The organism is Phenylobacterium sp. (assembly GCF_036495085.1).
Taxonomy (GTDB): Bacteria; Pseudomonadota; Alphaproteobacteria; order Caulobacterales; family Caulobacteraceae; genus Phenylobacterium.
The window spans coordinates 17,844-40,570 of sequence record NZ_DASXNL010000004.1; the positions used below are offsets into that span (position 1 = coordinate 17,844).

Consider the following 22,727-nt stretch of genomic DNA (forward strand, 5'->3'; position numbering starts at 1 on the left):
GCAACCGTGGCAACGCGTCTGTTGGCGCAAGGCTTGCGGCGGGTGTTGCGCGCCGTCCCGCATCGGGACACGGCGCCTGAGGAGAACGAGCGTCGCGTCATGATGGATGTGATCGATATTCACCTGGGCCGCAGGCTTCGCCGCCGCCGCCGGATCCTGGGCCTTACCCAGCAACAGCTCGCCAGCGCCTGCGGCGTGCGTTTCCAACAGATCCAGAAATATGAGTGCGCCGCCAACCGGATGTCGGCCGCTCGTCTTTGGCAACTGGCCGAGGTGCTGGAGGTGCCCGTCAGTTATTTCTACGAAGGCATCGCGCTAAACGCCGCCGCCGAGGAGAGGGAACCCGACCGCCCGGAGCCGGTGGCCGGCAAGGAGACCAAGGCCCTGATCCGTGCGTTCTACAGCCTGAGCGAACGGCCTCGGCAGCGGTTGCTGGAGCTGGCCAAGACCCTGAACGAAAACGAGGCGAAGCCGATCGGGCACGCGTTCCCCTGAAGGACGCGAGGAGGTAAAGCGGTCGAATGACCGCCGCCCCTGACCACCTCATCCCGGGCCTTGCCAGCCATCTTGTCGAAGAGCTCGATAGTTTCCTCGTCGAGCTCAACCGCGCCGCCTCGGGCGTGATCCTGCCGCTGTTCAGGGCCGACCATGGCCTCGTCGACAAGGGCGGCGCCGACGGTTTCGATCCGGTCACGGACGCCGACAAAGGGGCTGAGCGCGCGATCCGCGCCCTGATCGCCGAGCGCTATCCCGAGCATGGGGTCATCGGCGAGGAATACGGCGAGGACCGTGCGAACGCCGAGTTCGTCTGGGTGCTGGACCCGGTGGACGGCACAAGGGCGTTCATCGCCGGCCTCCCGCTCTGGTGCACGCTGATCGGGCTGCGTTTCCAGGGAAAGCCCGTGCTCGGCTCGATTGGTCAGTCCTACCTTGGCGAACTCTACATCGGCCACGCCGGCGGTTCGCGCCTTATCGCCGGCGGCCAGAGCCGGCCACTTAAAGTGCGCGCCTGCTCCAAGCTCTCCAACGCCATCATCGCCACCACCGATCCGGCCCTCTTCCAGGGGCGCGAACGCGACGCATGGCGCGCAGTACGTTCGGCCTCGCGGCTGGCGCGGCTTGGCTGCGACGCCTACGCCTACGCCATGGTCGCCGCCGGCACGATCGACCTCGTCTTGGAAGCGCGCCTGAAGTCCTGGGACATCGAAGCGGCGATCCCGGTGGTCGCCGGCGCGGGAGGCTTCACGACCGACTGGCGCGGCGAGCCGCTCGGCGACAACGGCGGCCAGGTCGCCATCGCCGGCGACCGGGCCTGCCTTGACGAGGCGGTTGCCGCCCTGAACGCTGCGGCGCCCTAGGGTTTCTTCGCCGCCGGGGTGCTCGCAGAGGGTTTCTTCGCAGCAGGCGCCTTCGGCGTGGTCGGCTTCTTCGCCGCCGCCGCGACCTTAGTCGTTGCGGGCTTGGCTGCAGCCTTTGGAGCGGCGGTCGTCTTGGCCGAGGCGCTCTTCTTCGCCGCTGGAGCTTTCGCTGTCGCGGTGGAAGGCGCCGGCTTGGCAGCCGGTTTCGCCGCTGGCTTCGTTGTTGCGGGAGACTTGGGCGCAGCCGTCTTTGTCGCCGTCTTCGAGGTCGCAGCCGGCTTCGCGGCGGACTTGGCGGCAGGCTTGGCGGACGAGGCCTTGACGCCGGCCGTCTTCGCTTTGGACGCAGACGTGGAGCTCGCAGACTTGGAGGCTGCAGTCTTGGGAGCGGCAGCCTTGGGAGCAGAAGCCTTGGGGGCAGCAGTCTTGGGGGCTGCAGCCTTGGGGGCGGCAGGTTTGACGGCTGCAGACTTGGGGGCCGAAGGTTTGGCGGCTGCCGACCTTGAGGCTGCCCGTTTCGGCGCAGCAGGCTTGATCTCGGCCCTTGGCGCGACAGGCGCGGCGGTCGCAACAGGGTCCGCGGCGGCAGGCGCCGGCGTAGGCGCAGGCATAGGTGTCAGAGCGGCCTTCGGCGGTTCGGCGGGCGTCGGCGCGACCCGGCCGGTGAGCGCATCGAGGGCTCTCAGGAAGATATTACGCATCGGGTCGGTCTCCATCAGGATTTCGTGGTACGCGCCGGGGACGTTGATGAACTTCCCCTGCGGCAAGTGGCGTGCCGCGGCGGACTGCGCCGCGGTGTCGATGAGTTTGTCGTCCTCGGCCGAGACGATCACGACAGGAACGGTGATATTGCGCAAGGCGTCGGGCCGCGCGAGATAGGCCGTCGCGCGTAAGGCGAAGTCGATCCAGCCCCAGGTGGGCGCCCCGAGCGCCAGCTTTGGCTCGGCCGCGACCAGGCTCCACGCACGGGCGTGACGCACCGGGTCGTGCGTCAGGACGTTTCCTTCGAAGTCGCTGTCAAAGGGCTTGCCGGCGCCGCTTAGCGTGTAGCCGCCGCCGAGCCCAGCCAACAGGCTCAAGGTCGTCAGGAGCCGCGACACGCCGGGCGGGAACGGTGTGCGGATACCCAGCATCGGCGCGGAGAGGATGGCGCCGGCAAAGCGGTCCTCACCGTGCGACATAGCCAGGAGCGTCAGGCAGCCGCCCATCGAATGGGCCACTGCGACCCAGGGTCTTGGAAGCCGATCGGCAAAGGCGCCGAGGAGCGCGCGGAAATCGTCGAGGTAGGCCTTATAGCCCCTGGCGTGACCCTTCAGCGGGTCGCCGAGGGCGCGCTGCGAGAGTCCTTGCCCGCGCCAATCGTGGGCCAAGACGACGAAGCCGCGATCCAGGCATTCACCGATGAACTCGTAATACTTCTCTATCGCCTCGGTGCGGCCCCCGGAGAGCACGATCGATCCGCGCGCGCGACCGCCTCTGCTGACCGCCGGTGGCGTAAACAGCGCCGCGCGCAGCTTCACGCCGCCCGCGCCCACGATCCAACTGGCCTCGCCGCCCGGCGGGGCCTTGGCTTCTTCTGTTTCGATAAGGGGGGCTGCGTCGGCCATGCCTGAACCTAGGCCGCCCTGGAAAACAGGAGTTGAATCTTCTGCTGGAGTTGCATGGCGAGCGCCATGTTCGAAAGCCGAAGGCGGCCCGTCATCATCGCTCGCGTCGGGTCGAGCTGCCCCTTGCCCAGGGCCGCCAGGTCGTTCAGCCCCACCGTAACAACCAGATCGGCCGGCAGGTCTTCGTTCGTGACCATCGCCCCGTCGATGTGGATGACGCCCTGGCCCTTGAGGTCGAGTTTGATGGATGTTCCGAGGCCGGAGTCAGACGCCGTCGCGACGCGGATCCGACTCGTCAATTCCTCCAGCGTCGCCATTCTCTAAACCTCCCAGCCCGAACCGAGCTTCGCTTCTGACGTGTGGGAAGTAAACCGTCAGGCGCGCGGCGCCTCCGGCTTGACGAACTTCAACGTCATGCGGTCGCTCTCACCGATCAAGTCGTACTTGGCGTGGTCGAAGTGCGGATCGTCAGGCTGGCCCCGTGGCGACGAACGGCGGACCGGCGGCAATGTCCAGACCCCGAAGGGGTGGTCCTTGGTGTCCTTCGGGTTGGCGTTGATTTCGCTGGCGCCGGCGAGTGTGAAGCCTGCCTCCTTGGCAAGCTGGATCACATAGTCCTGCGGCACATAGCCGTTGGCCGCCGTCACGTCGGGCGTTGCGGCGGGGTCGGCGCGATGCTCCTCGACCCCCAGTACCCCGCCTGGCTTGAGCGCGGCATAGGCGTCGCTGAAGGCTTTCTCCGCCAGCCCTGCCGCCATCCAATTGTGCAGATTGCGCAGGAAGAGCACGACGTCAGCGGACCCCGCGGGCGCCACGGGCCCGCTGTTCGGACCAAAGGCGGTGATCTCGACCTTGCCGTAGAGCTTAGGCTTTTCCGCCAGCTTTCGCCGGTAGGCCTCGATCATCGCGCGCGCGTCGGCGTCGGATGGCTCGAGATCGGCGGCGTAGAGCCGCCCGCCAGTCGCCGCCAGGAACGGGGCGAGGATATCGGTATACCAGCCCGCGCCGGGCCAGAACTCGATCACCGTCTGGCCCGGCCTCACGCCCCAGAACGCCAGCGACGCCTCCGGATGACGCCAGGCATCGCGCGCCCGATCGGCGGGCTGGCGCCAGTCGCCGGCCACCGCCGCGTGGAGGGTCGTGGGCGAGGCGGAACCGCCGGTATTGCCGCTGCAGGCGCCCAGCGCCACCGCACCCAAGAGAGCACCGCGCCGGGACATGGAGACGTACGGGTTCGCCATAGACCTCACCCTCGCCCCCGGCCCGACCCGACCTCGACGTACCGCGACCGGCTCCGCGGGTCAAAGCGCGGGTCGCTGCGCCACAAGCCCTTGAACGTGGAAATCGGCCGCCTAACTCATGGCGCGAAGGCGCTGGATGTCCGGGCCTTCTGGGCGGCTCGCGAGGCCTGATGGCTCGCAAGGACGCTCGAACAGAAACCGCAACCTTGCTTTGAAAGAAGGATGTGACCGCATGCGTACGATCGATTTCTCCCCCCTTTACCGTTCAGTCGTCGGCTTTGACCGCTTGGCCGACCTGCTCGATTCCGCCGCCGCCGACGGCGCGGCCGGCTATCCGCCCTATAATATCGAGCGCACCGACGAGAACGCCTACCGCGTCGAGATCGCGGTGGCTGGCTTCCGCCCGGAAGAGCTGAACATCGAGGTCAAGGAAAACCTGCTCACCGTGACCGGCCGCAAGGCCGCCAACGACGAGCCGCGCCGCTTCCTGCACCGCGGCCTCGCAGAGCGCAATTTCGAGCGCAGGTTCCAGCTCGCCGACTACGTGGTGGTGACCGAGGCAAACCTCGCCGACGGCCTCCTCTCGATCGCGCTGAAGCGTGAACTGCCGGAAGCGCTGAAACCCCGCCGCGTTGAGATCGGCGTCGGCCAACCAAGCCTGATCGAAGCCGAAAAGGCGGCCTAACGCCCTCCCGCGACGCGGGAGAACGAAGTCAACCAGAGGGGCGGCGCGGGCGATCCCGTGTCGCCCTTTGGCCCGCTAGATGACGTCTTCCAGGCCGCGGGCGCCGTGGCGAGAAACCCCGGTGAGATTGGCCTGGCGAAGCAGGGCGCCGGTAAAGTTCGCCCTCGATACGTCTGCGTCGAGGAAGATCGCCTGGCGAAGGTCCGCGCCGCTCAGGTCGGCGTTCTTCAGCTCGGCGCGGCGCAGGTCACAGGCCAGGACGCGGTCGGCGCCCAGAAGCAGCGGGCCCATCTGCGCCTCGCGCAGGTCGGAGCCCGACAGCTTGGCGTCGGCCAGCTTGGCGCCGCGCAGGTCGGCCCGCCGCAGATTGCAGTTGCGCAGGTCCGCGCCCTCCAGGTGGGCGCCTTGCAGCTGCACCCCTTCCATATCGAGACCATAGAACACCGCGCCCTTGCCTGAGAGCGCGGTCAGATTGTAGCCGCGCACCGTCTCCAGCGCGCGCAGGTCAGCGCCGTCGAATACCGAGGGCGTTCCATGACGCCCGTCGGTCTCACACCAACGGGCGTGATCTTGGATCATGGTCTTGTAGGGCATGCTGGTGGCGGCGATCCCGGCCGCCTTGTCGGTGAGAGCGCCGGCCAGGTTGGCGTTGGTGACGTTCCAGGACTGCGTCTTGGCGCCCACGAGGATCGCATTGCGCAGGTCCGCCCCGTCCAGGTCCGCGCCCGATAGGTCGGCGCCGGAGAGATTGGCGCCCTGCATGCTCGCCTGCTTGAGGTTGGCGCGCACCAGGCGGGCGTCCTTCAGCATTGCATCCGTAAAATCGGCCTTCACGGCGATGACGCCGGAGAGCTTGGAGCGTTCGAGATTGGCGCCCACGAGCTTGGCGCCCTGAGCGTCGCCGATCCGCGCGCCGCCGCCGGCTTCGAGGCGCCGGAAGCCGAACTTGGGATCGGCCGCTGCGAGAACACCTTCGCGCAAGTCTGCTTCGAAGAGGTCGGCGCCGGTCAGGTCGGCGTTGCGAAGGCAGGCGCCGCGCAGGTCGGCGCGTCGCAAGGACGCCTCGCGCATGTCCGCGTCCTGCAGATCGGCGCCGAAAAGGGTCGCATGATCAAGCCGCGCCCGGGTCATGCGGCAGCCGGCCAGGACCGCCCCGCTGAAATCCGCGTCGCAGAGGTTGCGGCCGGAAAGGTCCAGGCCGGAGAGGTCGATCCAGGCGAAGACGGCCCGCGCCCCGCCGGGCTTCGAGCTCCACAGCCGATCGTGCCGCGCACAGATGCGGTCAACCTCCGCCTGGTTGATGCGACGGATTATGGGGGTGGCTTCGGGCATCGATCCTGACGAGACGGGCGGCATGGTTACCCAATTCTAGGTCAGGGTGATTAACGGCCCATTTCCAGATGGTTAGCGCCCAGCCGGCGAACGGTCATGAGGCCGGTAGTCGAGGTAGAGCAGCTCAGCCTCTTCGCGTTGCAACCCGAAGTCTACGGCTATGCCGGCCGCCCGCAGGCGCTCGACCCCGCGTCCCGCCGCGAAAGACGAGGGATCGGCGCAAGCCGCAAAGACCCGGCTGACGCCGGCCAAGGCCAGCCGCTCACCGCACGATGGGCTCCCCCCCGTGCGTTCGCCGCAGGGCTCGAGCGTGACATAGACGCTGGCATCCTTTGCCGCAGCGCCCGCTTGGTCGATCGCTTGCTCCTCGGCGTGCGGGCGCCCGCCCGGCGCCGTCGCGGCCTCGCCGACCACCACGCCACGCTTGACGATCACGCACCCGACCGAAGGATTGTCGCCGGTCAGGCCGACATTGCGCCCAGCGAGCTCGATCGCCCGTCGCATCCAGGCCTTGTCTTTCTGCCTTTCCATAAGCGGAACATGCCCCTTCTTTCCTACTGGGACCACGGATTAGCGCCAGAAGGCCCGGCATAAAGGAGGTCCGCGCTCGGGCGGTGAGCCAATGTTAGCTATCGACCCCCTCGGCGGACGCTCTCGGCGTAGCGCGCGCCGGCGAGGATGTTGGGGAGGCTGTAGTTCCCCTCATGGCACGCGTGCTCGTACATCGGCTTGTCAGTGCGGAACCAGGAGAACTCAGCGAGCCAAGGGCCTGTGTAGGTCTTAGGATCGACGATGGTGAACTGGTAGAGCAACTCGCGCTCGGAGATCGGCGTCAGCCGCTCGATCACCCTCGCCTCGCCCGGCACAATCAGTGTCGGCGCAAGATGGATGCGGTCGGCGTCGGGCTGGCCCACCGTCTCAACGACCAAGGTCTTGCCCTCCCAGTGGCCGATGGAGTCGCCAAGCCGTGACCAGCTCACCCTTGGCGCGTGCGCCCTGTTCAGGGGCACGATGCGGACGTCGTCGCCATACTCGACGTGGATGACGACGTAATCGCGGGTCACCAATATCTGGATCTGGCTGTCCAGCGCGAACGACGACAGCGGCGGCTGGCCCTGACCGACCAGGCAGCGCTCGGCGTTGGGGCGTTGTTCGGGGTTGTCAGCCAAGCCGTCGGGAGGCGGCGTATCGAGCTCCTTCCGCGCGGCCGCGGTGTAGGGCAGCTTGCCGTCAGCCGGCTGGACGACCACGCGGGTGCGCCGCTGGCCCCGGACGATGGCCAGCCCGTCGGACAGCGGCACCAGCATCGGCAGCTCCGGATCGAGCGTCTTGGCGAACTCATCCGACAGAGCCGCGCCGGCAGCGGCGGCGACCGCCTTGGCTTCCTCCTCGGACACCACCAGCTGCGGGGTCGCCGGCGTCGCCTCCATCGGCAGGATGAAGTTCACCCGCCAGTCGCCTTCGATGCTGGGCTTCGCCCGGACTGGGCCGGCTCCGGCGCGCGGCTGAGCCTCAACCGACCCCGCGATGCAGGCAGCCCATAGAAACAGACTCGCGGCCAGTTCGATCCTCATCGCGGTTTCCCAGCCCCAGCGGCCCCCCAAATCCCGGTTACCGAACAGTGTTACCGACAATGGTCGCGGAGTCACCCCGGGGCTTCGCGAGCGGCTGCCTCCCACACGCTTTTTCGGATATTCCGGAGGCCGTTTTCGGGCTCCACGCCTAAGCCTGGCGTCGCGCGGCGTTGGGGCGCACGCCGTGTTGTGAGCCGGCAGAATCTGGGAGAGCGTTAGGGCGAGCGCCGTCGCCGAAGCGGCGACACAATACCTTGAATAATCAAGTAAAACTCAGGAATTGCCTTTCTCACCTTCCGGGAGAAAGTCGCTCTACGGCAGGGCTGGCAGCGGTTGCGCTCGGGCCTGGTCCAAATAGCGGGCGGCTGTTGGTTTCAGGGTCACGTCGAGTTCGACGAGCAGCGGGTTGCCGGTGGGGATTTCGACGCCCACGATGGCGCCCCCGTCCAGCTCGAAGAGCAGCTTGACAATGGCGCGCAGGGAATTGCCGTGCGCCGCGATCAGCAGGGTTTCGCCGGCCCGCAGGTTCGGAACAATTTCGGCTTCCCAGTAGGGCTGAACACGCTCGAGCGTGGTCTTCAGGCTCTCGGTGGCCGGCAGGACGGCGCCGGCGTAGCGGCGGTCGTTGGCAAAGTCGAACTCTCCGCCCGCCGGCAGCGGCGGCGGCGGCACATCGTAGGAGCGCCGCCAGACCTTGACCTGCTCTTGGCCGTGCTTGGCTGCGGTTTCGGTCTTGTTGAGCCCGGTTAGGCCGCCGTAGTGGCGCTCATTGAGCCGCCAGTCCTTCACCTCCGGTACGAAGGCCTGGCCCGCAGCGGCCAGCGCCAACCATGACGTGCGGATCGCGCGCGTGAGGACCGAGGTGTAGCAGCGGTCGAGCGAAAGCCCTGCAGCTGCAATCAGCTCGCCGCCCTTTTTGGCCTGGGCTTCCCCCTCTGCGGTGAGGTCCACGTCCACCCAGCCGGTGAAGCGGTCCTCGAGGTTCCATTGGCTCTGGCCGTGGCGCAGCAGGATCAGGGTCGGCAAGGCTCAGGTCTCTTTGGCAGCGGTGCGGTGATGAGGCGCTAGGGGCGAGCGCGACTTCCGTCAAGCATGCACGAGCCGCCTAGGTCGCGCGCAGGGCCGCAACGGGTTTGGTCCGGCGCGGGCGAGCAGCTATAGAACGGCATGCTCGATCGCCTCTACCTACCGATGCTGACGCTACTCGCCGGCGCCGCAATCGCCCTGGCGATGGTCTGGCCGCAGGGGCTGGGTGACCGTTCGCCCGCGCCGTTCGGCTCGATCCCCGTCCAGCGGACCCCCGCCATGCAAGCGGCCATGAAGGCCGAAGCGGCGGCCGCCGAGCTTCACGTCTCCCAGACCCGTGACCAGGTCCGCGCCCTGCAGTCCCAGGCTCTCGCACCCGAACAATGAGGAATTTGGGGCGATGAGCGGTTTCGACGCAATCACGGTCGGCCGCCGGGTTCTGGCCGCCGAAGCCGAAGGCCTGGGCCTGTTGGCCGCGGGGCTCGACGAATCCTTCGCGCGCGCGGTCGAGACTCTGTTCGATGCGAAAGGCCGCATCGTCCTGACTGGTATCGGCAAGTCCGGCCACGTGGCGCGCAAGATCGCCGCGACGCTCGCCTCCACCGGCTCGGTCGCCATGTTCGTCCACGCCACGGAAGCCAGCCACGGCGACCTGGGCATGATCGGCGCAGACGACGTCATCCTGGCGCTGTCCAAGACCGGTGAGACGCGCGAGCTCGCCGACGTCATTGCCTATGCGACGCGGTTCAAAATACCGCTCATCGCTATCACCGTCGCGCCGGGCAGCGCGCTCGGCCGCGCAGCCGACATCGTGCTGGCGATCCCCGACGCGCCCGAGGCCGCCGACGAGCTGAACGCGCCGACCACTTCGACGACCCTGCAACTGGCGCTGGGTGACGCGCTCGCCGTCGCGCTCCTGGAACGGCGCGGGTTCCGGCCGCAGGACTTCCGGGTCTTCCACCCGGGCGGCAAGCTCGGCGCCATGCTGCGAACGGTCGGCGACCTGATGCACGGCGCGAACGAACTGCCCCTGGTGACCCTCGAAACGCCGATGAAGGATGCGCTCCTGGTGATGACCGAGAAGCGCTGGGGAATCGTCGGGGTGACGGGCCGCGACGGGCAGCTGACCGGGGCGATCACCGACGGAGACCTGCGCCGTCACATCGAAGGCCTGATGTCCCATACCGCAGGTGAGGTGATGACCGCAGGCCCGAAGAAGACCGTGCCGCCGGGCATGCTGGCCTCCGAAGCCCTGGCGCTGATGAGCGACCCGCCCCCCGCGGTGACCGTGCTGTTCGTGGTCGACGCCGCAAGGCCGGTGGGCATTCTGCACATCCACGACCTGTTGCGCGCTGGGGTAATGTAGCGCGCCGTACACACTCCTGCAGGGCCTTTAAGGTAAGCTATCCCACGCTTCCCGCACGTGCGACCGTCACGGAGTTCCGATGCTTCCCGTTCCCCGCGCTGACCTGATCTCCAACACCTACGACTTCGAGAACGAGCCCTTGGTGAAGGCCACGGGCTTTCGGGAGTATGACGCGCGCTGGCTGTTCGGGCCGGAAATCAACCTGCTCGGCATACAGGCCCTGGGCCTGGGGCTTGGGACCTATATCCACGAGCTTGGCCAGAATCGGATCGTCGTCGGCCACGACTACCGATCCTATTCGCTGTCGATCAAGCAGGCGCTGACGATCGGCCTGGTGGCGGCCGGATGCGAGGTGATCGACATCGGGCTGGCCACCTCGCCCATGGCCTATTTCGCCCAGTTCGATCTCGAGGCGCCTTGTGTGGCGATGGTTACCGCCAGCCACAACGAGAATGGCTGGACGGGGGTGAAGATGGGCGCCCAGCGGCCGCTGACCTTCGGCCCCGACGAAATGGGCCGGCTGAAGGAGATTGTGCTCACCGGGACCTGGAAGCAGCGCCCCAACGGTTCGGTGGCTCATGTGGGCGCGGTGGCCCAGCGCTACATCGCCGATGCGGCTTCGCGCGCCAGCCTCTCGCGGCCGCTGAAAGTTGTCTGCGCGTGCGGCAACGGTACGGCCGGCGCCTTCGCGCCGCACGCTCTGCGCAAAATGGGCGTCGCTGAGGTCGTCGAGATGGATTGCGAGCTCGATTGGACCTTCCCCAAATACAATCCAAACCCGGAAGACAGTGTGATGCTGCACGCGATGGCGGAGGCGGTGCGCAAACATGGCGCCGACCTGGCGTTGGGCTTCGACGGCGACGGGGACCGCTGCGGAGTGGTCGACGACGAAGGCGAGGAGATCTTCGCCGACAAGATCGGCCTGATGCTGGCCCGCGACCTCTCGGAACTGCACAAGGACGCCACCTTCGTGGTTGACGTGAAATCCACGGGGCTCTTCGCCACGGACCCGGTGCTCAAGAAGAACGGCGCCAAGACGGTCTACTGGAAGACCGGCCACTCCTACATCAAGCGCAAGACCGCCGAGCTGGGCGCCCTGGCGGGTTTCGAAAAATCAGGCCACTTCTTCTTTAACCCGCCGATCGGCCGCGGTTATGACGATGGCATCGTGGCGGCTGCCGCGGTCCTGTCGATGCTGGACCGCAATCCAGGCAAGAAGCTTTCGGACCTCAAAAAAGCCCTGCCTGTCGCCTATACTTCGCTGACTATGAGCCCGCATGTCGCCGACGAGGTTAAGTACGGCCTGGTGGACCAGGTTGTCGCCGAATACACCGCCCTGCGCGATGCCGGCGGCAAGATCCTGGGGCGCAAGATCGCCGACCTGATCACTGTCAACGGCGTGCGTGTGGCGCTGGACGACGGCTCCTGGGTGCTGGTGCGCGCATCCTCCAACAAACCCGAGATCGTCGTGGTCGTGGAAAGCACACGAAGCGAAGACGACATGCGGGCGCTCTTCCGCGAGGAAGTCAAGCCGCGCCTGGCGAAGCGCCCGGAGGTCGGAGCCTATAATCAGGAAATATAAGGAAAACCCGGATAGCCAGCACGATCCGGATGAACCATGACTGAGAGCCAATCCGAAGCGACGGCGGTGCCTGAATTGGACGTATCGATCATCGTCTGCTCCAAGAACCGCGGCGCGGCGCTGCGGGATTTCTTCGAGCACCTGGCCCGCGCGCGGGTCCCGGCCGATTGGCAGGTCGAACTCCTGATCGTGGATAACGGGTCAAGCGACGACACCAAGCAGGTGGTCTCGCAGGCGCATATGCCGAACATGCAGGTCCGCTACGTGTTCGAGCCACACGGCGGCAAGAGCCATGCCCTCAACACCGGCGTCGCGACCTGCAACAGCAAGGTCCTGCTGATGACCGACGACGACGTCCACGTATCCGCCGACTGGATCGAGAACATGTGCCGTCCGATCCTGTCCGGCGCGGCGGACGCGGTGCAGGGCGGGATTAGGATCGCGCCGCATCTCGATAAGGCGTGGTTGAAGGGCGTCCTTCGCTATTGGGTCGCGGCGGTGGACAATCCAGCCTGGCCGCCTGAGGGCCTGGTCGGCGCCAACATGGCCTGCAGCCGTCTGGCTTTCGACGTCGCGGGGCCCTGCGACCCACGGCTGGGGCCAGGCGCCGCCGGCTTCTTTGAAGACACCGCTCTGGGTTGGGCGCTCGAGCGGGCGGGTTACAGCAAGCTGTTCCTGCCCGACGTCGCAGTCGAACATCACTTCGGTTCGGACCGTCTGTCGTTCGAGGCCTTCCTGTCCACCGCACGGCGGATGGCTGCATCGCAGGTGATCGTCGATCGCGAGCGCGATCCAGCCGCCGGCCCGCCCTCGCTGATAATGCTGCTCAAGGTTTTGCCGGGGTTGGGCGTCCGGTGCCTGACGCAGTTCCTGCGACTGGTGATCAACCGCCAACCGGATCCGGGCTTCATGGCGCGCTACTACCGGCTTCGGCTGTGGCGCGAGCAGAGGAAGGCCGCCGCCTAGTCTCTCAGGTCGGCGCGTGCACCCGCTGGACCAGGCCCTCGGCGATCATGCCCTCGAAGTATTCGATCGTCTTGGTGAGGCCCTCGGTCAGCCCGACTTTAGGCTCCCAATCGAGGAGTTTCTTGGCCTTGGAGATGTCCGGGCGACGCTGCTGCGGATCATCCTGCGGGAGCGGCAGATTGATGATTTCGGATCGCGAATTGGTCAGCTCGATAATCTGCGTGGCCAACTCGGCGATGGTGAATTCCGCGGGATTTCCCAGGTTAACGGGGCCTGCGACTTCCCGAGGCGTCGCCATCATGCCCACGAAGGCCTCGATCAAGTCGCTGACGTAGCAGAATGAGCGGGTCTGGCGGCCCTCCCCGAAAATGGTGATCGGCCGATTGGTCAGGGCCTGGACGATGAAGCTGGAAACCACGCGACCGTCGTTGGGATGGGTGCGTGGGCCGTAGGTGTTGAAGATCCGACCGACCTTGATCTCCAGATTGTGCTGGCGGCGGTAGTCGAAAAACAGCGTTTCGGCGCAACGCTTGCCCTCGTCGTAGCAGGAGCGCGGGCCGATGGGGTTCACGTTGCCCCAGTATTCCTCGGGCTGGGGATGGACGCTTGGGTCGCCATAAACCTCACTGGTCGACGCCTGGAAGATCTTCGCGCCAACACGTTTGGCGAGACCCAGCATGTTAAGCGCGCCGAGTATGCTGGTCTTGGTCGTCTTGACCGGGTCGCGCTGGTAGTGGATCGGCGAGGCGGGACAGGCCAGATTGTAGATCTCGTCGACCTCAACGAACAACGGTTGGCAGATGTCGTGCCTCAGGAGCTCGAAATTCTTCTCGCCGATCAGATGCTCGATGTTCCGGCGGGTCCCGGTGAAAAAATTGTCGACGCAAAGCACCTGGCAGCCCTGGGACAACAGTCGTTCCGATAGATGCGAGCCAAGGAAGCCTGCCCCACCTGAGATCAGCACGCGACGTTCAAGATGCATGGTTGAAGACCCGCCTCAGAATTGACCACGGGCCATAGCGACTTCGTGTTCCAGCACTAAGCGCCAGGAGCTACCGCCCACCTCGGCCCCTATATCCCAAGGCCGGCGGCGGATAGCAAAACGAAACCATCGGCGCCGCAAAGCTAGCCTACGCACGAAATCCTAGCGGGAAGCTAGCGCCGAAAGCGGTGGCGTGCTGAAAGCGCCACCGGGGCCCCCAACGGAGTTGTCTTCATGCATGTGGCGATGATCGGGACTGGCTATGTGGGCCTCGTGAGCGGCGCCTGCTTCGCCGACTTCGGACACACCGTGACCTGCATCGACAAGGATGCCGCGAAGATCGAGCGACTGCAGGGCGGCGGCATCCCGATCTACGAGCCGGGGCTCGACCTCCTGGTCGCTCAGAACGTCAAGGCCGGACGTCTGTTCTTCTCCACCGACGCCACCGAGGCGGTGCGCGGGGCCGATGCGGTGTTCATCGGGGTCGGCACGCCCTCGCGGCGCGGCGATGGCTATGCGGACCTCAGCTACGTCTACGCCGCGGCAGAGGAGATCGCGGGCTTGGTGGATGGGTTCACCGTGGTGGTGACCAAGTCGACCGTCCCCGTGGGCACCGGTGACGAGATCGAGGCGATCTTCAAGCGGGTCCGTCCGGACGCCGACGTGGCCATCGTATCCAATCCGGAATTCCTGCGCGAGGGCGCGGCCATCGAGGACTTTAAGCGCCCGGACCGCGTGGTCGTCGGAACCCAGGAGCCCCGCGCCCAGGCGGTGATGCGCGAACTCTACAGGCCGCTCTATCTGAACGAGACGCCGATCCTGTTCACCAATCGCCGCACAAGCGAGCTGATCAAGTATGCGGCCAACGCCTTCCTGGCGCTGAAGATCACCTACATCAACGAGATGGCCGACCTGTGCGAGGCGGTGGGCGCCGACGTCCAGCAGGTGGCGCGCGGCATCGGGCTGGACAACCGCATCGGGTCAAAGTTCCTGAACGCCGGCCCTGGTTACGGCGGATCCTGCTTCCCGAAAGACACGATCGCACTCGTCCGGACCGCCCGCGACGCCGGCGCGCCGGTCGAGCTGATCGAGACCACCGTCAAGGTCAATGGCGAACGCAAGAAGGCCATGGCCGGCAAGATCGGCGTTGCGGCGAACGGCGAGCTCAAGGGTAAGACGGTCGGCATCCTCGGCCTGACCTTCAAACCGAACACGGACGATATGAGGGACGCGCCTGCGCTCGACATCGTGCCCGCCCTGCAGGCGCAAGGGGCCCACGTCCAGGCCTTCGATCCAGAAGGTGGTCACGAGGCGCGCCAGCTGCTTCGCGGCGTGGATTTCAAGGACAGCCCCTACGATGCGGCGGAGGGCGCTGATGTGCTGGTCATCATCACGGAATGGGACCAGTTCCGGGCGCTGGATCTCGATCGGATCAAGCTGCTGATGAAGACGCCGGTGCTGGTCGATCTGCGCAACATTTATAAGCCGGACGATATGCGCGCCCGCGGTTTCGCCTACACCAGCGTGGGCCGCCCGGCCGTTTGAACCGCCTCCCGCGGCTGCGATTTCAGACGCCTGACGCGCCGATCCGGAGCAGGAACTGCGCGATCCACACCGCGCCCGCCCAGAACGCTATTCCGAGGAGTATGACAAAGGCCAGACAGGCGAGCGAACTGACGCCTCGCCCCACAGGCCGTGTGGCGCCCCCAAACGTGAGGTGACGTACCATAGTGCCTCCCAAGCTCTTTTTTTCTACCTCTGATACCGGTCGAGCGGCGCAGAGGTTACGAGATTGTCATAATGTTTAGCGTTTGGGTAGGGTTGCCGTGACGCTCGATGCTCAAGGTTTGGGTAGGGATGCTGCACGCCCGCGCACTCGCCCCGTCGGGGCGCAATTTTGTGATGGCGTGGAGTCGCCCGATCTCCTGGTGATGGAGGGCGTTGAACCGCGCAGCACAAACTGTTCGCCGAGACGACGTTTCAATCAGCGTGATTGCAGCAGGGGCCGCGGCTTTGCAGACCCCGCTCGTCGCTAGGCGGCGGCCTTCTTCACCGCGCCGGCGATCTCCTTGACCACCTGGGACACCAGCTTTTCGTCGTCGCCCTCAGCCATGATCCGGATCAGCGGCTCGGTCCCCGACGCGCGGACCAGAATACGTCCCGAGCCGTTGAGGCGCTGCTCGGCCTGAGCGATGACACCCTTCACCTCAGCGTCCTCCAGCGGCTTGCCGGCCCCGAAGCGGACGTTCTCCAATTTTTGCGGCACAGGCTCGAACTGACGGGCGAGCGCGCTCATCGGCACGTCACTCTCCTTAAGCACCGCCAGCACCTGCAGGGCGGCCAGGAGGCCGTCGCCGGTGGTGGAGAAGTCGGAGAGGATGATGTGGCCCGACTGCTCGCCGCCGAGATTGAAGCCGCCCTCGCGCATGCGGGCCATCACGGCGCGGTCGCCGACGGCCGTGCGTTCGAGCTTGAGTTCGCGCGCGTTCAGGAAGCGCTCAAGGCCCAGGTTGGACATCACCGTGGCGACCACCCCGCCCCCGTTGAGGCGGCCGCGCCCGGCCCAGTGTCCGGCGATCAACGCCATGATCTGGTCGCCGTCGACGATCTGGCCCTTCTCATCGCAAATCACCAGCCGGTCGGCGTCCCCATCCAGGGCGATTCCGATGTCCGCGCGGTAGTCCTTGACCAGCTTCTGCATGGCGCCTGGCGAGGTGGAGCCAACCTCCTCGTTGATGTTGAACCCATTGGGCGTCACGCCAACCGGGATTACCTCGGCGCCGAGTTCATAGAGCGCCTCGGGGGCGACCTTGTAGGCCGCGCCGTTGGCGCAATCGATGACGATCCGCATGCCCGAAAGGTTCAGCCGACGAGGGAAGGTCGCCTTGGCGATCTCGACGTAGCGAGCCTGGCAATCGTCGATGCGCTGCACCCGACCAAGGTTCGTCGGCGCGGCCAGGTTCTCCTGGAGGCCTTGATCCATCAGAGCCTCGATCTCCAACTCCCGCTCATCGGAGAGCTTGTAGCCGTCGGGGCCGAACAGCTTGATCCCGTTGTCCAGAAAGGCGTTGTGCGAGGCGGAGATCATCACCCCGAGATCCGCCCGCAGCGACCTGGTCATCATGGCCACGCCGGGAGTGGGCAGCGGACCGAACAGCCGCACATCCATGCCCACGCTGGTGAAGCCTGCCACCAGGGCCGGCTCGATCATGTAGCCGGAAAGCCGCGTGTCCTTTCCGATCACCACCAGGTGGCGGCGGTCGTCCTTCGACATGAACAGCTTGCCGGCCGCCATGCCGACCCGCAGGGCCACTTCAGCAGTCATGGGGAAGCGATTGGCCTGCCCACGAATGCCATCGGTTCCAAAATAGGCGCGCTTGGACATCGGCAGCTCTCGAAACGATCCGAAACTGAGATTTAGTCGACGTGCGATTGGCGAATGCTAAAGCCGCACCCTGATCTGGTTCGACCCGCGACGCACTATCACAAAAGGACGCCAAACCCCATGTGCGGCATTATCGGTATCGTCGGGACACGCTCCGTCGAGGAACGTCTCGTCGACAGCCTCAAGCGCCTGGAATACCGCGGCTACGACAGCGCCGGGGTGGCGGGGGTCATGGATGGCCGCGTCGAGCGCCGACGCGCGGCCGGCAAGATCCGCGCGCTGGAGGAGGTTCTGGCCGAAACCCCGCTCACCGCCACGGTCGGCATCGGCCACACCCGCTGGGCGACCCACGGGGCCCCCACGACCCGCAACGCCCACCCACAGCAGGCCGGCCGCGTGACCCTGGTGCACAACGGCATCATCGAGAACTACGCCGAGCTGCGCGAGATGCTGAAGTCCAAGGGCCGTAAATTCGAAAGCGACACGGACACCGAGGTCATCGCCTCGCTGATCGACTTCGAGCTGTCGGGCGGCAAGCCCGTCGTCGAGGCCCTGAAGTCCGCGCTCGACCAGCTGACCGGCGCCTACGCCATCGGCGTGCTGATCGACGGCGAAGACGGTCTGATCCTGGGCGCTCGTCGCGGCAGCCCGCTGGTGGTCGGCTATGGGCAGGGCGAAATGTTCATCGGCTCGGACGCCCTGGCCGTCGGGCCCTTCACCAACCGGGTCGCCTACCTGGAAGAGGGCGACTACGTCGCCATCGACCACAACCAGGCTCAGATCTTCGATGAGCACGGCCACAGGGCCGAACGTGAGGTCCGCACGATCTCCGCCTCCGCGGCCCTGGTTGAGAAGGGGAACTACCGGCACTTCATGGAAAAGGAGATCCATGAGCAGCCGGACGCCTGCCAGCACACCCTCTCGGCCTACATCGACCCGACCACCGGAAAGGTGACCGCGCCGGGCGGCGTGGACCTGGCCGCGGTATCCCGCATCCAGATCGTCGCCTGCGGCACGGCGAGCTACGCCGGCGCCATCGCCCGCTACCTGTTTGAGAGCCTGGCGGGCCTGCCTTGCGATGTGGAGGTAGCCTCCGAATTCCGCTACCGCCAGCCGGCTATGACCCCGGGCACCTTGGCCATCGCGGTGTCCCAGTCAGGCGAGACGGCCGATACACTGGCGGCGCTACGCTGGTGCAAGAGCCAGGGACTGACGACCGCTGCGGTGGTGAACGTCCACGAGTCGACAATGGCCCGCGAGGCCGATGTCCTGTTCCCGACCCATGCAGGCCCGGAAATCGGCGTCGCGTCCACCAAGGCCTTCACCAGCCAGGTCGCCGCACTGATCGCGCTGGCCGTCGCCGCCGCGGCGGCGCGCGGCAAGATCAGCGCCCAGAAGGAGGTCGAGATCTCGAAGCTCCTCCTGGAGGCGCCACGCCTGATCGCCGAGGCGTCCCATCTGGAGGAGGAGATCCGCGCGCTGGCTCCCGACCTCGCGAAAGCCCGCGACATCCTCTATCTCGGCCGCGGCCAGATGTTCCCACTGGCCCTGGAAGGCGCGCTGAAGCTCAAGGAGATCAGCTACATCCACGCCGAGGGCTACGCCGCCGGAGAGCTCAAGCATGGGCCAATCGCCCTGATCGACGAGGCGACGCCGGTGATCGTCATCGCCCCCACCGATCCGCTGTTCGAAAAGACGATCTCAAACATGAGCGAGGTCGCCGCACGCGGCGGCCCCATCGTGCTGATCACCGACGCGGAGGGGGCGCGCCACGCGCCTGCGGGAGCTCGGGTGATCGTCGGCCCGACCTGCGACCCTCTGCTGGCCCCCCTGGTCTACGCTCCGCCGATCCAGCTCCTGGCCTACTACGTCGCCGTGCAGAAGGGCGCCGACGTCGATCAGCCACGCAATCTGGCCAAGTCGGTGACGGTCGAGTAGCCCGGGGACAAGGCGACAACCCGCGGGCGCGGCGGCCACAAAAGGAAACGGCCGCCCCCTGAGGGGGCGGCCGCGCCTAGTCCAGACCCAGAGGGCCTAAAACCTACTTCTTGGTCGTGGTCGTGGTCGACGACATCGAGCCGGTCGCGGGCGGGGTGGCCGCCGGCGGGGTCGTGGTGGTCGTGGTCGAGGCGGCAGGCGCCGAAGCGTCAGCCGGCGGAGTCGTGGTGGTCGTGGTCGCCGAGGCGTCGGCCGCCGGCGGCGTGGTCGCCGCGGGAGCGGTCGAATCAGTCGCCGTGGTCGTGGTCGTGGTGGCGGTGTCGTCGGCCTTCTTCTGGCAGGCGGACAGGCTCAGAGCCAGGGCCGCAGCTGCAGCGACCGTGGTGATGATACGCAGTTTCATGGATTGCTCCCCTGGAGGACTATCCCCCGACAAAGGATGACTCTTACACGGGTTCGTGAGTTCCCGAAATCGTGATCATTCTTTCGAACCACTTTTTCCGGACCGCAGACCATGGATTTCAAGCGCCACCTCATCTAGTGCGGCTTGGGGCGGGGCGCTTGGGCCGGGGTCCCGTCTCGCGCGATGTTCGGGAGGATCTCGATGGGCAAGCGGGTACGCAAAGCGGTGCTGCCGGTGGCGGGCATGGGCACGAGGGTCCTGCCAGGCGCCAAAACCACCCCGAAGAACCTGCTGAACGTGGTCGACAGACCGATCCTGTCCTACATCGTCGAAGAAGGCCGCGCGGCCGGCATCGAGCACTTCGTGTTCATCGTCGGACGCGGCCAAGGCGCGATCGAGGACTACTTCGATACGAGCCCGGAGATCGAGGCGGCGCTGGAAGCCAAGGGCAAAACCGAGATCCTCGCCGATGTCCGCCGCGACTTGCCTACGCCGGGTGAGATGAGCTTTATCCGCCAGATGGCGCCTCTCGGGCTCGGCCACGCCGTGTGGTGCGCCCGCGACGTGATCGGCGACGAGCCCTTCGCGGTAATGCTGCCGGACATGCTGATGGCGACCCAACGCTCGGCGCTGGCCCAGACGGTCGAGGCCTACGAGCAGGTCGGCGGCAATATCGTGGTCGTAGAGCCGGCGCCGGCGGGCGAGACCAACAAGTACGGCATCGTCGCGCTGGAGGGTCAGGACGGCCGGCTCAACCGCATGACCGGGATGGTCGAAAAGCCGCCGCTGGGAACCGAGCCTTCAAACCTGTTCATCTCCGGCCGCTACGTCCTACAGCCGGAAATCTTCAACATCCTGGAGACCCAGGAGCGCGGCGCCGGCGGCGAGATTCAGCTCACCGACGCCATGGTCGGCCTGATGAAGCGCCAGCCGTTCCATGCCCTGGAGTATGAAGGGACCACATATGACTGCGGCGACAAGATCGGGCTGTTGCGCGCCAACGTCGCCTTCGCCCTTCGCCGCCCCGACCTGGCCGAAGAGGCCCGCGCGGCGATCAAGGCGTTGCTCTAGGAGATCGCTGGCGGCCCCTCGCCGGGAGCGTCGACCCAGGGCACGACAGGCTGCCGCAGATTCGAGTCGCGAAGCGCCCCCCTTGTGCGTTAGCCGTTGCGGAAGGGGGGCCTCGAACCGGAGCGGGGCATGCGCGTACTTATCCTGGGCGGCGACGGCTTCTGCGGCTGGCCGACGTCCCTTCACCTGTCGGCTCGCGGCCACGAGGTCGCCATCGTCGATAACGGCTCGCGCCGACACATAGATGATGAGTTGGGCGCGGGGTCGCTGACGCCGATAGCCACGCTCGAGACCCGCCTTGCGGCGTGGCGGGAGATATCCGGCCGGGACATACCGGCGCATGACTTCACCGTCGGCCAGGACTTCGACGCGCTGCTGGCGCTCCTCAAGGACTTCCGGCCAGCAGCGATCGTCCACTTCGCCGAGCAGCGGGCTGCGCCCTATTCGATGAAATCGGCCCGGCACAAGCGCTACACCGTCAGTAACAACGTCTGCGCCACGCACGACGTCCTGGCTGCGATCGTCGAGAGCGGGCTCGATATTCACCTGGCGCATCTGGGCACCATGGGCGTCTACGGCTACGGCTCGGCGGGCGTTTCGGTGCCCGAAGGTTATCTCACCGTGCGTGTCGAGACCGCAGAGGGCTGGGCGACACGGGAAATCCTCTACCCCGCCTCGCCGGGCTCCATTTACCATCTCACCAAGACCCAGGACGCGTTGGCCTTTCAGTTCTATGCCCGCAACGACGGCCTGCGCATCACCGACCTCCACCAGGGGATCGTCTGGGGGGCTCAGACCCTCGAGACCCGGGCAGATCCGCGGTTGATTAACCGCTTCGACTATGACGGTGACTACGGCACGGTGTTGAACCGTTTCCTGATGCAGGCGGCTGTCGGCTATCCGCTCACCGTCCACGGCGCAGGCGGCCAGACGCGGGCATTCATCAACATCCAGGACACGGTGCGCTGCGTGGAGCTGGCGCTCGCCGATGCGCCACAGCGCGGCGAGCGCGTGAAGGTGATGAATCAGATGACCGAATGCTGGCGGGTTCGCGATCTCGCCCAGATGGTGGCCGGACTCACCGGCGCGGAGCTCACCCACCTGCCCAATCCCCGCGTGGAGGCTGAAGAGAATGATCTCATGGTCGACAATGGGCGGCTCCTGGGGCTGGGCTTGAGGCCGATCAGGCTCGAGGACGGGCTGCTGTTGGAGATCGCCGAGGTCGCCCGCCGCTACGCGCACCGCGCGGACCTGTCGAAGATCCCCAGCATCTCCTGCTGGAACGCCGAGCGCGCGGCAGCGGCCGGGGCGGCGCAAACCACCCAGGCGGCGGAATAGCGGTTGCAGTTGTTTGTCTTCGGTTATGGCTATGCGGGCCGGGCGTTAGCCCTCCGGATGACGGCCAAAGGCTGGACGGTCGCTGCGAGCGTGCGCGATACCGCCGATGCGCAGCGACTGGCCGCCGACGGCGTAACGGCGGTCGCGGCCGGCGACCGGCGCCACCTTGCCGATGCGCTGGCCAGGACCCAGGCCGTTCTTGTCACCGCACCGCCAGATGCCGACGGTTGTCCCGGCTTGCAGGCGCTTGTTCCCGCGCTGGCCCGGGCTGGCGCCTTTCCGGACTGGATCGGCTATCTCTCGACGACAGGCGTCTACGGCGACCGCCACGGAGGTTGGGTGTTCGAATCCAGCCGCCTCTCCGCCCGATCCGTCGAGGGCGCTCGCAGGGTCGGCGCCGAACGCGACTGGTCGGAGATCGGGCGCGGCATGGGGCTCACCGTGGCCACCTTTCGCCTGCCCGGCATCTATGGCCCAGGCCGCTCGGCATTCGATCGATTGAGGGCCGGCGAGACGCGCCGCATCGTCAGTCCCGGCCAGGTGTTTTCCCGGATCCACGTTGACGACCTGGCCGCCGGCCTGGAAGCCTCGATAGGCCGGCCAAGGGCCGCGGCTGTCTACAACCTCTGCGACGACGAGCCGGCTCCGAACAGCGACGTCATAGCCTACGCCGCCGGATTGTTGGGACTGCCGCCACCCCCCGAAGTCCCGTTTGCGCAGGCCCAGATGTCACCCGCGGCTCTGCGCTTCTATGGCGAGAACAAGCGGGTCTCCAATGCGCTCGCCAAGGCCGAACTCGGCTGGCGGCCCGCTTTTCCGACCTATCGCGAAGGGCTGGCCGCGATTCTGGCGGCCGGCGGATAGCGCCGCAGG

The 22,727-nt window shown here is 66.6% G+C and carries 22 protein-coding genes; 12 read left to right on the forward strand and 10 right to left on the reverse strand.

The annotated features are described in order from the left end of the window. The first annotated feature begins 99 nt into the window (after nt 1-99). Both VGI62_RS00390 and hisN read left to right on the forward strand, forming a co-directional pair. The gene (locus VGI62_RS00390) at nt 100-495 is read left to right on the forward strand and encodes a helix-turn-helix transcriptional regulator (RefSeq protein WP_331502421.1); all 396 of its coding nucleotides are present in this window, start codon (nt 100-102) and stop codon (nt 493-495) included. Between the two features lie 26 nt (nt 496-521). After that, nucleotides 522-1,358, forward strand: a complete 837-nt coding sequence (hisN, locus tag VGI62_RS00395; RefSeq protein ID WP_331502398.1) for a histidinol-phosphatase — start codon at nt 522-524, stop codon at nt 1,356-1,358. Here the strand turns inward: hisN and VGI62_RS00400 are convergent. The 3 genes from VGI62_RS00400 to VGI62_RS00410 are packed head-to-tail and all read right to left on the reverse strand — an operon-like array spanning nt 1,355 to nt 4,206. Continuing rightward, nucleotides 1,355-2,965, reverse strand: coding sequence for an alpha/beta hydrolase (locus VGI62_RS00400; protein WP_331502399.1), 1,611 nt, complete (start codon nt 2,963-2,965; stop codon nt 1,355-1,357). The two genes, hisN and VGI62_RS00400, sit on opposite strands and share 4 nt — an antisense overlap. Before the next feature lie 8 nt (nt 2,966-2,973). Next, nucleotides 2,974-3,282: an SCP2 sterol-binding domain-containing protein gene (locus VGI62_RS00405; RefSeq protein ID WP_331502400.1), complete on the reverse strand. Its 309-nt coding sequence runs from the start codon at nt 3,280-3,282 to the stop codon at nt 2,974-2,976. A gap of 57 nt (nt 3,283-3,339) precedes the next feature. Next, nucleotides 3,340-4,206 carry a methyltransferase gene (locus VGI62_RS00410; protein ID WP_331502401.1) on the reverse strand — a complete coding sequence of 289 codons (867 nt, stop codon included), beginning with the start codon at nt 4,204-4,206 and terminating at the stop codon, nt 3,340-3,342. 232 nt (nt 4,207-4,438) lie between these two features. Between VGI62_RS00410 and VGI62_RS00415 the strand changes: the two genes are divergently transcribed. Then, a complete protein-coding gene (locus VGI62_RS00415) occupies nt 4,439-4,891 on the forward strand; it encodes an Hsp20 family protein (RefSeq protein WP_331502402.1) in 453 nt (150 codons plus the stop codon). Nucleotides 4,892-4,966: 75 nt separating this feature from the next. Here the strand turns inward: VGI62_RS00415 and VGI62_RS00420 are convergent, their stop codons facing one another. The 4 genes from VGI62_RS00420 to gpmA form a co-directional block, all read right to left on the reverse strand. After that, a complete protein-coding gene (locus VGI62_RS00420) occupies nt 4,967-6,223 on the reverse strand; it encodes a pentapeptide repeat-containing protein (RefSeq protein ID WP_331502403.1) in 1,257 nt (418 codons plus the stop codon). A 72-nt stretch (nt 6,224-6,295) separates the two neighbouring features. Continuing rightward, entirely contained in the window at nt 6,296-6,754 is a 459-nt protein-coding gene (locus VGI62_RS00425; RefSeq protein WP_331502404.1) for a bifunctional diaminohydroxyphosphoribosylaminopyrimidine deaminase/5-amino-6-(5-phosphoribosylamino)uracil reductase RibD, read from the reverse strand. Between the two features lie 98 nt (nt 6,755-6,852). Further along, entirely contained in the window at nt 6,853-7,797 is a 945-nt protein-coding gene (locus tag VGI62_RS00430) for a hypothetical protein (protein WP_331502405.1), read from the reverse strand. 312 nt (nt 7,798-8,109) lie between these two features. Beyond that, nucleotides 8,110-8,823: a 2,3-diphosphoglycerate-dependent phosphoglycerate mutase gene (gene gpmA, locus VGI62_RS00435; protein ID WP_331502406.1), complete on the reverse strand. Its 714-nt coding sequence runs from the start codon at nt 8,821-8,823 to the stop codon at nt 8,110-8,112. 141 nt (nt 8,824-8,964) lie between these two features. On the opposite strand from gpmA, the gene VGI62_RS00440 reads away from it, so the two are divergent. The 4 genes from VGI62_RS00440 (at nt 8,965) to VGI62_RS00455 (ending at nt 12,737) form a co-directional block, all read left to right on the forward strand. Continuing rightward, nucleotides 8,965-9,210 (forward strand): hypothetical protein, encoded by a 246-nt coding sequence (locus VGI62_RS00440; protein WP_331502407.1) that lies wholly within the window; start codon nt 8,965-8,967, stop codon nt 9,208-9,210. A gap of 13 nt (nt 9,211-9,223) precedes the next feature. Continuing rightward, complete coding sequence (locus VGI62_RS00445; RefSeq protein WP_331502408.1) at nt 9,224-10,189, forward strand: KpsF/GutQ family sugar-phosphate isomerase; 966 nt, start codon at nt 9,224-9,226, stop codon at nt 10,187-10,189. A gap of 79 nt (nt 10,190-10,268) precedes the next feature. Further along, complete coding sequence (locus VGI62_RS00450; RefSeq protein WP_331502409.1) at nt 10,269-11,771, forward strand: phosphomannomutase/phosphoglucomutase; 1,503 nt, start codon at nt 10,269-10,271, stop codon at nt 11,769-11,771. Between the two features lie 36 nt (nt 11,772-11,807). Further along, nucleotides 11,808-12,737, forward strand: coding sequence for a glycosyltransferase (locus VGI62_RS00455; protein WP_331502410.1), 930 nt, complete (start codon nt 11,808-11,810; stop codon nt 12,735-12,737). 4 nt (nt 12,738-12,741) lie between these two features. On the opposite strand, the gene VGI62_RS00460 is transcribed toward VGI62_RS00455, so the two are convergent. Beyond that, nucleotides 12,742-13,719 carry a UDP-glucuronic acid decarboxylase family protein gene (locus VGI62_RS00460; protein ID WP_331502411.1) on the reverse strand — a complete coding sequence of 326 codons (978 nt, stop codon included), beginning with the start codon at nt 13,717-13,719 and terminating at the stop codon, nt 12,742-12,744. A 234-nt stretch (nt 13,720-13,953) separates the two neighbouring features. Between VGI62_RS00460 and VGI62_RS00465 the strand changes: the two genes are divergently transcribed. Continuing rightward, nucleotides 13,954-15,264: a UDP-glucose/GDP-mannose dehydrogenase family protein gene (locus VGI62_RS00465; protein WP_331502412.1), complete on the forward strand. Its 1,311-nt coding sequence runs from the start codon at nt 13,954-13,956 to the stop codon at nt 15,262-15,264. Nucleotides 15,265-15,751: 487 nt separating this feature from the next. On the opposite strand, the gene glmM is transcribed toward VGI62_RS00465, so the two are convergent. Beyond that, nucleotides 15,752-17,104, reverse strand: a complete 1,353-nt coding sequence (gene glmM / locus VGI62_RS00470; protein WP_331502413.1) for a phosphoglucosamine mutase — start codon at nt 17,102-17,104, stop codon at nt 15,752-15,754. Between the two features lie 120 nt (nt 17,105-17,224). Here glmM and glmS point away from each other — a divergent pair, with 120 nt between their 5' ends. Then, nucleotides 17,225-19,042 (forward strand): glutamine--fructose-6-phosphate transaminase (isomerizing), encoded by a 1,818-nt coding sequence (gene glmS, locus VGI62_RS00475; protein WP_331502414.1) that lies wholly within the window; start codon nt 17,225-17,227, stop codon nt 19,040-19,042. Between the two features lie 103 nt (nt 19,043-19,145). On the opposite strand, the gene VGI62_RS00480 is transcribed toward glmS, so the two are convergent. Then, nucleotides 19,146-19,445 carry a hypothetical protein gene (locus VGI62_RS00480; protein ID WP_331502415.1) on the reverse strand — a complete coding sequence of 100 codons (300 nt, stop codon included), beginning with the start codon at nt 19,443-19,445 and terminating at the stop codon, nt 19,146-19,148. A gap of 201 nt (nt 19,446-19,646) precedes the next feature. Here VGI62_RS00480 and VGI62_RS00485 point away from each other — a divergent pair, with 201 nt between their 5' ends. The 3 genes from VGI62_RS00485 (at nt 19,647) to VGI62_RS00495 (ending at nt 22,718) form a co-directional block, all read left to right on the forward strand. After that, on the forward strand, nt 19,647-20,516 hold the full coding sequence (locus VGI62_RS00485) for a UTP--glucose-1-phosphate uridylyltransferase (RefSeq protein WP_331502416.1): 870 nt from the start codon (nt 19,647-19,649) through the stop codon (nt 20,514-20,516). 129 nt (nt 20,517-20,645) lie between these two features. After that, a complete protein-coding gene (locus VGI62_RS00490) occupies nt 20,646-21,854 on the forward strand; it encodes an NAD-dependent epimerase/dehydratase family protein (RefSeq protein ID WP_331502417.1) in 1,209 nt (402 codons plus the stop codon). Nucleotides 21,855-21,857: 3 nt separating this feature from the next. After that, complete coding sequence (locus VGI62_RS00495; RefSeq protein WP_331502418.1) at nt 21,858-22,718, forward strand: SDR family oxidoreductase; 861 nt, start codon at nt 21,858-21,860, stop codon at nt 22,716-22,718. The last annotated feature ends 9 nt before the right edge of the window (nt 22,719-22,727 follow it).

Coding starts and splice junctions, on each gene's coding strand:
- VGI62_RS00490 (WP_331502417.1), top strand. CDS start 20,646: ATGCGCGTACTTATCCTGGGCGGCGACGGCTTCTGCGGCTGGCCGACG.
- VGI62_RS00445 (WP_331502408.1), top strand. CDS start 9,224: ATGAGCGGTTTCGACGCAATCACGGTCGGCCGCCGGGTTCTGGCCGCC.
- VGI62_RS00450 (WP_331502409.1), top strand. CDS start 10,269: ATGCTTCCCGTTCCCCGCGCTGACCTGATCTCCAACACCTACGACTTC.
- VGI62_RS00390 (WP_331502421.1), top strand. CDS start 100: ATGATGGATGTGATCGATATTCACCTGGGCCGCAGGCTTCGCCGCCGC.
- VGI62_RS00480 (WP_331502415.1), bottom strand. CDS start 19,445: ATGAAACTGCGTATCATCACCACGGTCGCTGCAGCTGCGGCCCTGGCT.
- VGI62_RS00460 (WP_331502411.1), bottom strand. CDS start 13,719: ATGCATCTTGAACGTCGCGTGCTGATCTCAGGTGGGGCAGGCTTCCTT.
- VGI62_RS00420 (WP_331502403.1), bottom strand. CDS start 6,223: ATGCCCGAAGCCACCCCCATAATCCGTCGCATCAACCAGGCGGAGGTT.
- hisN (WP_331502398.1), top strand. CDS start 522: ATGACCGCCGCCCCTGACCACCTCATCCCGGGCCTTGCCAGCCATCTT.
- VGI62_RS00405 (WP_331502400.1), bottom strand. CDS start 3,282: ATGGCGACGCTGGAGGAATTGACGAGTCGGATCCGCGTCGCGACGGCG.
- VGI62_RS00455 (WP_331502410.1), top strand. CDS start 11,808: ATGACTGAGAGCCAATCCGAAGCGACGGCGGTGCCTGAATTGGACGTA.
- glmS (WP_331502414.1), top strand. CDS start 17,225: ATGTGCGGCATTATCGGTATCGTCGGGACACGCTCCGTCGAGGAACGT.
- VGI62_RS00400 (WP_331502399.1), bottom strand. CDS start 2,965: ATGGCCGACGCAGCCCCCCTTATCGAAACAGAAGAAGCCAAGGCCCCG.
- VGI62_RS00485 (WP_331502416.1), top strand. CDS start 19,647: ATGGGCAAGCGGGTACGCAAAGCGGTGCTGCCGGTGGCGGGCATGGGC.
- glmM (WP_331502413.1), bottom strand. CDS start 17,104: ATGTCCAAGCGCGCCTATTTTGGAACCGATGGCATTCGTGGGCAGGCC.
- VGI62_RS00440 (WP_331502407.1), top strand. CDS start 8,965: ATGCTCGATCGCCTCTACCTACCGATGCTGACGCTACTCGCCGGCGCC.
- VGI62_RS00465 (WP_331502412.1), top strand. CDS start 13,954: ATGCATGTGGCGATGATCGGGACTGGCTATGTGGGCCTCGTGAGCGGC.
- VGI62_RS00415 (WP_331502402.1), top strand. CDS start 4,439: ATGCGTACGATCGATTTCTCCCCCCTTTACCGTTCAGTCGTCGGCTTT.
- VGI62_RS00430 (WP_331502405.1), bottom strand. CDS start 7,797: ATGAGGATCGAACTGGCCGCGAGTCTGTTTCTATGGGCTGCCTGCATC.
- VGI62_RS00425 (WP_331502404.1), bottom strand. CDS start 6,754: ATGGAAAGGCAGAAAGACAAGGCCTGGATGCGACGGGCGATCGAGCTC.
- VGI62_RS00410 (WP_331502401.1), bottom strand. CDS start 4,206: ATGGCGAACCCGTACGTCTCCATGTCCCGGCGCGGTGCTCTCTTGGGT.